Source organism: Rhodoplanes roseus (assembly GCF_003258865.1).
Classification (GTDB): domain Bacteria; phylum Pseudomonadota; class Alphaproteobacteria; order Rhizobiales; family Xanthobacteraceae; genus Rhodoplanes; species Rhodoplanes roseus.
On the sequence record NZ_NPEX01000286.1, the window covers coordinates 1 to 7211 of the forward strand.

Here is a 7211-nt window from a genome sequence, read left to right on the forward strand (position 1 = left end):
GCGCCCGGGCTCCGGCGCCGGGCCCAGGACCGCCTCGGCCGGCTCGCCCGCCGATGCCGCGGCCGATTACGACGAGACCATGCGCAGCCTGGTCGACCGCCTCGCCAAGCGGCTGGCCGCGGACGGCGGCGACGTTGATGGTTGGATGCGTCTGGTCCGCACCCATATGGCGCTGGGCGACCGCGCGCGCGCCGGCGCGGCGGCCGCCGACGCGCGAAAAGCGCTCGCCGGCGCCCCCGACAAGCTCGCCCGCCTCGACGCCGTCGTGAAGGAGCTCGGCCTGCCCGAGGTCCCGGCCGCATCCGGTTCAGGAGCCGTGCAATGACCCGCAAGCAGCGCCGTTTCGCCCTGATCGCCGGCGGCGTCGCCGTGCTGGCCGTGGCGGTCGGCCTCGTCCTCAACGCCCTCAACGACTCGATCGTGTTCTTCAACTCGCCGACCGACGTCGTCGAGAAGAAGGTGCAGACCGGGACGCGGCTGCGCATCGGCGGGCTGGTCGCGCCGGGCTCGGTGGTGCGCGGCGACGACCTGAACGTCCGCTTCCAGGTGACCGACGGCAACAACACCATCGGCGTCGCCTACAAGGGCATCCTGCCGGATCTGTTCCGCGAGGGGCAGGGCGTCATCGCCGAGGGCGTGCTCGACACCGGCGGCGTCAAGGCCGACAGCGTGCTGGCCAAGCACGACGAGAAATACATGCCGCGCGAGGTCGCCGACGCGCTCAAGAAGCAGGGCCACTGGCAGAGCGACTACGACAAGGGGCAGGCCGGCGCGCCGGCTCCCGGCCCGCAGTCCTCCGCCGAACGACCGGCCGCCACGGCCACCGGAGCCGCGACCCGATGATCCCCGAGCTCGGCCACTACGCCCTGGTGCTCGCGCTGGCGCTCGCGCTGGCGCAGGCGATCGTCCCGCTGATCGGCGTGAAGACCGGCGACCCGACGCTGATCGCGGTGGCGAAGCCGACTGCGCTCGCCCAGCTCCTGTTCGTCGGCCTGTCCTTCGCGGCGCTGACGGCCAGCTACGTCGTCTCCGACTTCTCGGTCGAGAACGTCACCCAGAACTCCCATTCGGCGATGCCGCTCGTCTACAAGATCACCAGCGTGTGGGGGAACCACGAGGGCTCGATGCTCCTCTGGGTGCTGATCCTCGCCATGTTCGGGGCGGCGCTCGCGGTGCTGGGCCGCAACGTGCCGGCCGCGCTGCACGCCGCCGTCCTCTCCGTGCAGGCGATCGTCGCGACGGCGTTCTACCTGTTCATCCTGCTCACCTCGAACCCGTTCGCGCGGCTGCCGCAGCCCCCCTTCGAGGGGCGCGACCTCAACCCGATCCTGCAGGACATCGGCCTCGCGATTCATCCGCCGCTGCTCTACGTGGGTTACGTCGGCTTCTCGGTGACGTTCTCGTTCGCCGCCGCGGCGCTGCTGATCGGCCGCATCGATGCGGCCTGGGCGCGCTGGGTGCGGCCGTGGACGCTGGTCGCCTGGATCTTCCTGACGCTCGGCATCGCGATGGGCTCCTACTGGGCCTATTACGAGCTCGGCTGGGGCGGCTGGTGGTTCTGGGATCCGGTCGAGAACGCCTCGCTGATGCCGTGGCTCGCCGGCACGGCGCTGCTGCACTCCGCCCTGGTGATGGAGAAGCGCGAGGCCCTGAAGGTCTGGACGATCCTGCTCGCCATCCTGACCTTCTCGCTGTCGCTGATCGGCACCTTCCTGGTGCGCTCCGGCGTGCTCACCTCGGTGCACTCCTTCGCCACCGATCCGGCCCGCGGCGTGTTCATCCTCGGCATCCTGGTCGTCTTCATCGGCGGCTCGCTGACGCTGTTCGCCTGGCGTGCCCCGATGCTGCGGCAGGGCGGCCTGTTCGCGCCGGTGTCGCGCGAGGGCTCCCTGGTGTTCAACAACCTGTTCCTCACCACGGCCTGCGCCACCGTGTTCGTCGGCACGCTCTATCCGCTGGCGCTGGAGGCGCTGACCGGCGCCAAGATCTCGGTCGGCGCGCCATTCTTCAACATGACGTTCGGCCCGCTGATGGTGCCCGTGATGATCGCCGTGCCGTTCGGCCCGCTGCTCGCCTGGAAGCGCGGCGACCTGCTGGGGGTGGCGCAGCGGCTGCTCGTCGCCGCCGCGATCGCGCTGCTGGCGCTCGTCGCGACCTTCGCCCTGAAAGGCGGGTCCGTGGTGGCGCCGCTCGGCATCGGCCTCGCCGTCTTCGTGATCATGGGCGCCGCGACCGACCTGGCCGAGCGCATCGGCCTGTTCCGCATGCCGGTCGGGACGGTGCTGCGCCGCGCCGTCGGCCTGCCGCGCTCCGCCTGGGGCACGGCGGTCGCCCATGCGGGCCTCGGCGTGATGCTGCTCGGCATCGTCGGCGAGTCGCAGTGGAACATCGAGCGGATCGCCGCCATGAAGGCCGGCGACGTCGCCACGGTCGGCCGCTACGAGCTCGTGTTCGACGGGCTCGACCAGCGCGAGGGGCCGAACTTCCGCGAGCTGGCGGTGCGGTTCTCGGTCCGCGAGGGCGGCATCAAGATCGCGACGCTGTCGCCGGCCAAGCGCGCCTTCACGCATCGCGAGATGGCGACTACCGAGGCGGCGCTGATGCGGCACGGCTTCAGCCAGCTCTACGTCTCGCTCGGCGACCTCAACCCGGACGGCTCGGTGGCGGTGCGCGCCTACGACAAGCCGCTGGTGCTGCTGATCTGGATCGGCACGCTGGTGATGTCGATCGGCGGCGCCCTGTCGCTGTCCGACCGCCGCCTGCGCGTCGGCGCGCCGCGCCCCTCCAAGGCCAAGCTCGGCCTGCAGCCGGCGGAGTGACGATGAGCCGGGGGCTCGAGCGCCTCTGGAAGACGCGGCGTGGCTCAGCCGCGCTTGCGGGGCTTTCGGGGGCCGGGCGGCACCGCTCGGCGCGTGTTGGTTCGCCCTGGCTCGGTCTCGTCCCCCGGCTGCGCGGCGGAGCCCAGGAGGTCGAGCGGCACGGCGAGCACGCGGGCGATCTTTCGGTGAAGCGCCAGCGGCCCGTTCCGCTTGCCGCCTTCGATGTCCGACAGATAGCCCTGGGCGATGCCGACCGCGGCGGCCAGCTCGACCTGGGTCATGCCCCGGAATCCGCGGAGCACCCGGACCGGGTTCTCGCCGTCGGCGAGCGCATCGGCGACCGCGAGCGGCAGCAGCGGCGTGCCGGCGGCGACATCCTTGCGGGCCCGCGCCACCAGCCGTGCCGTCCCGGCATCCTCCTCGGCCTCCGCGGCCAGCGCGACCAGGCGGTCGTACTCGGCCCGCGGCAGGATGGCGATCTCGCCCTTCGGGGTGGTTTCGAACCGCACTTTCATGACGCTCTCTCAATCGTAGACGTCTCGACGATGCCCGACCGCGGCGACGACGAGCGTGTCGCCGTCCTGGTCGAAGACCACCCGCCAGTCACCGACCCTCAGGCGTGCTCCGGCCCGACCCTTCAAGGATTTGACATCGCCGTGGCCGGTGGCGGCAAAAGCCTCCAGCCGCGCTCTGATCCGGGCCCGGACCGCCGGGGACAGCTTGGTCCACTGGCGTGTCGCGGCCGGCGTGAAGACGATCGACCGCATGCCGTAATATCGCATTATGCGATATCCCCGTCAACCGGGATGCATCACCATGTTGCGTAAGCTGCTCATTGCTCTCGTCGCCGCGCTGGCGCTCGGCGCCGCCGCGCCGGCTTTCGCGGTCCAGCCCGACGAGGTGCTGCCCGACCAGAAGCTGGAGCAGCGGGCGCGGGATTTGTCGCAGCATCTGCGCTGCCTCGTCTGCCAGAACCAGTCGATCGACGATTCCGACGCCGGGCTCGCCAAGGATCTGCGGCTGCTGGTGCGCGAGCGGCTCAAGCAGGGCGACAGCGACACTCAGGTGATCGACTATCTGGTGGCGCGCTACGGCGAGTTCGTGCTGCTGCGTCCGCGCCTGTCCTGGCACACCGTGGTGCTGTGGGTGGCGCCCGCTTTGGTGCTGCTGGCCGGGGCCGTCGGCCTCGTGACGGCGCTCCGCCGCCGTCGCGATCTCGCCCCCGCCACGGCCGCCACGCCGCCGCTCAGCGACGAGGAGAAGCGCAAGCTGGCGGAGCTGACGAAGGGGTAGGGAGTCGGGGCGCCGGCGTCCCGGTCACAGCCACCCGACCCGCCTGAACCACCAGAACAGGCCGCCGCAGATGCTCAGGATGCCGGCGATCACGACGTAGTAGCCCCACACCCATTCGAGCTCGGGCATGTGCTTGAAGTTCATGCCGTAGATGCCGGCGACGGCGGTCGGGACGGCCAGGATGGCGGCCCAGGCGGCGAGCTGGCGGGTGATCACGGTCTGCTGCATCTGCCCGACCATCAGGCCGGCTTCGAACGCGAAGGCCAGCACCTCGCGCAGCGTGTCGATCTCCGACTGAATCCGTCTGATGTGGTCGGTGACGTCGCGGAACAGCGGCTGCAGGTTGGGATCGATGGCGGTGAGCTTGGAGTGCTCCAGCCGCTGGCAGACGTCGACCAGCGGGCCGGCGGCGTTGCGCAGCCTCAGGAGGTCGCGGCGCAGCGTGTAGAGGCGGTTGATCGCCTCGGTGCTGAGGCTCTCCTCCAGCACCCGGTCCTCGATGCCCTCGACCTCCTCGGTGATGGCCTCCAGCACCGGCGCGTAGTTGTCGACGATGAAGTCGAGCACGGAATAGAGGATGTAGTCCTCGCCCTGGACCAGCATGTCGGGCGAGGCCTCGCAGCGGCGGCGGATGTCGGCATAGGAGCGCGAGGCGCCGTGCCGCACGCTGACCACGTAGCCGCGGCCGATGAACAGATGCGTCTCGCCGAAGGCGACGCGGCCGTCCACCATCTGGGCCGTGCGGGCGACCACGAACAGCGTGTCGCCGTACTGCTCCAACTTGGGCTGCTGGTGCGCCTTCTCGGCGTCCTCGATGGCGAGCGGGTGGAGGCGGAACTGGGCCTGCACGCGGGCGAGCAGATCGTGGCCGGGCTCGTACAGGCCGATCCACACGACATGGCCCGGACGCTCCGCCCAGCGGCCGGCGTCGTCGACCGGGATGTCGGCGAGGCGCCGGCCGTTCTGATAGACGACCGAGTTGACCAGCCCGGGCTCGCCCTCGGGCGCCGTCAAGACGGCGGAGGGCAGCTGAGCGGCCGGCAGGGGCGCAGCCGGCGCGGGCCGGTCCGGAAGCGTCTCGGTCATGGGTCGATCTCCATGCCGAAGGCGCTCGGCCGCGGCGGAACGACGAGAGGGAAGGTTCGGTCGGTGTAATCCGGACCGGGCCCGCCGCCAAGCGGGACGCATTCCGGCAAGGCCCGTCCGGGGCGCCGAACTTCCGCCCAACATATTGACGGATCGCGTATTTCGAACGGATCCCCACCTTACCGATGTTTAATCCGGCGGTCAGGACGCCGTAATCCTCCAACTCCCATCTTCCACTCCACGGTGATGCGGTTCGCGCCGCCGGACGATCAGACGATGGAGCCTTTCATGATCGATACCCAAAACCTGAAGCAGAAGGCGCGCAGCATCGTGTCGGCGCGACGTCTCGCCCTTCTGGCCACCGTCGGTGCGCTCGGCACCGGCGTCCTGTTCATGAACCCGGAGTTCGGCCCGGCCGGGCACTCCGCGCTGCTGACCCCCGCCTATGCCCAGAACGCCCAGCGTCCCGCCGGGTTCGCCGACATCGTCGACAAGGTGAAGCCGGCCGTGATCTCGGTGAAGGTCCAGGTCAGCAACGACCGGCCGCGCATCGGCACGCGCGGCGAGGACGATCCGTTCGCGCCCGGCTCGCCCTTCGAGTTCTTCTTCCGCCGCTTCGGCCAGGGTCAGGGTCAGGGCCAGGGCCCCGAGGGCATGCCCGACCAGCAGCGCCAGCGGAAGCGCCAGTTCTCCACCGGCCAGGGCTCGGGCTTCTTCATCACGCCCGACGGCTACGCCGTGACCAACAACCACGTGGTCGACAAGGCCGAGAGCGTCCAGGTCACCACCGACGACGGCAAGACCTACACGGCCAAGGTGATCGGCACGGATCCGCGCACCGACCTCGCCTTGATCAAGATCGACGGGCGCAGCGACTTCCCGGCCGTGGCGCTGGGCGACAAGGCGCCGCGCATCGGTGACTGGGTGCTGGCGGTCGGCAACCCGTTCGGCCTCGGCGGCACCGTCACGGCCGGCATCGTCTCGGCCCGCGGCCGCGACATCGGCGCCGGTCCCTATGACGACTTCCTGCAGATCGACGCGCCGGTGAACCGCGGCAATTCGGGCGGCCCGAGCTTCGACATGGACGGCAACGTGATCGGCGTGAACACGGCGATCTTCTCGCCGTCGGGCGGCTCCGTCGGCATCGCCTTCGCGATTCCCGCCGAGACGGTCCGCACCGTCGTCGCCCAGCTCAAGGACAAGGGCCAGGTGTCGCGCGGCTGGATCGGCGTGCAGATCCAGCCCGTCAACGCCGAGATCGCCGACAGCCTCGGCCTCAAGACCGATCAGGGCGCGCTCGTCGCCGAGCCGCAGGGCGGCAGCCCGGCCGCCAAGGCCGGCATCAAGGCGGGTGACGTGATCACGGCCGTCAACGGCGAGCCGGTGAAGGATGCCCGCACGCTCGCCCGGACCATCGGCACCATGGCGCCGGGGACCACCGTGAAGCTCGACGTCTTCCGCAACGGCAAGACCGAGACGATGTCGATGACGCTCGGCGAGCTGCCGAAGGAGCGTGTCGCCTCGCGCGGTGACGGCGAGAACGAGCGCAGCGGTCGTGGCGGTGCCGACGCCAAGGTGCCGCGCCTCGGCCTCACCCTTGCGCCGGCCGGCTCGGTCGCCGGCGGCGGCAGCGACGGCGTGGTGGTGACCCAGGTCGATCCCGACGGCGTCGCCGGCGACCGCCTGAAGACCGGCGACGTCATCCTCGACGTCGGCGGCGCGACCGTGACCTCCCCGGCGGACGTCCGCAAGGCGCTCACCGAGGCCCAGACGGGCGGCAAGAAGACCGTCCTGATGCGCGTGAAGTCCGGCCAGAACACCCGCTTCGTCGCGGTGCCTCTCGGCAAGGGCTGATCGCCAACTGCTCGGAGCCCGCGCCGGCACCGTCGCCCCGCGCCGCGCGGCTCCGAACGAGGGACGGGCCTCCACGCCCGTCCCTCCTGTCATCAGGCGGTCCCGGCATATCCTCGCCCCGCCGGGGCCGTCGGTGGAGGGGACGGCGGTCCGCCGCCG

7 protein-coding genes and 1 pseudogene are annotated in these 7211 nt (G+C 70.9%); 5 read left to right on the top strand and 3 right to left on the bottom strand.

Translation table 11 applies throughout. The annotated features are described in order from the left end of the window. The 3 genes and pseudogenes from CH341_RS34450 to CH341_RS25910 all read left to right on the top strand — a co-directional run. Positions 1-325 (top strand): annotated as a pseudogene (locus CH341_RS34450) (hypothetical protein); the annotation flags it as partial. Continuing rightward, on the top strand, positions 322-843 hold the full coding sequence (gene ccmE, locus CH341_RS25905; RefSeq protein ID WP_111421854.1) for a cytochrome c maturation protein CcmE: 522 nt from the start codon (positions 322-324) through the stop codon (positions 841-843). The pseudogene CH341_RS34450 and the gene ccmE, both read left to right, overlap by 4 nt. After that, positions 840-2819 carry a heme lyase CcmF/NrfE family subunit gene (locus CH341_RS25910; RefSeq protein WP_111421855.1) on the top strand — a complete coding sequence of 660 codons (1980 nt, stop codon included), beginning with the start codon at positions 840-842 and terminating at the stop codon, positions 2817-2819. Before ccmE ends, CH341_RS25910 begins: the two co-directional genes overlap by 4 nt. Before the next feature lie 44 nt (positions 2820-2863). Here the strand turns inward: CH341_RS25910 and CH341_RS25915 are convergent, their stop codons facing one another. Together CH341_RS25915 and CH341_RS25920 are read right to left on the bottom strand one after the other, a co-directional pair. Further along, complete coding sequence (locus tag CH341_RS25915; RefSeq protein ID WP_111421856.1) at positions 2864-3334, bottom strand: helix-turn-helix transcriptional regulator; 471 nt, start codon at positions 3332-3334, stop codon at positions 2864-2866. A gap of 9 nt (positions 3335-3343) precedes the next feature. Continuing rightward, complete coding sequence (locus CH341_RS25920; protein WP_111421859.1) at positions 3344-3586, bottom strand: type II toxin-antitoxin system RelE family toxin; 243 nt, start codon at positions 3584-3586, stop codon at positions 3344-3346. 49 nt (positions 3587-3635) lie between these two features. On the opposite strand from CH341_RS25920, the gene CH341_RS25925 reads away from it, so the two are divergent. Beyond that, positions 3636-4112 (top strand): cytochrome c-type biogenesis protein, encoded by a 477-nt coding sequence (locus CH341_RS25925; RefSeq protein WP_111421857.1) that lies wholly within the window; start codon positions 3636-3638, stop codon positions 4110-4112. A 24-nt stretch (positions 4113-4136) separates the two neighbouring features. On the opposite strand, the gene corA is transcribed toward CH341_RS25925, so the two are convergent. Continuing rightward, positions 4137-5198, bottom strand: a complete 1062-nt coding sequence (gene corA / locus CH341_RS25930; protein ID WP_111421858.1) for a magnesium/cobalt transporter CorA — start codon at positions 5196-5198, stop codon at positions 4137-4139. A gap of 288 nt (positions 5199-5486) precedes the next feature. Here corA and CH341_RS25935 point away from each other — a divergent pair, with 288 nt between their 5' ends. Beyond that, positions 5487-7052, top strand: a complete 1566-nt coding sequence (locus CH341_RS25935) for a Do family serine endopeptidase (RefSeq protein WP_111421860.1) — start codon at positions 5487-5489, stop codon at positions 7050-7052. Positions 7053-7211: the final 159 nt, after the last annotated feature.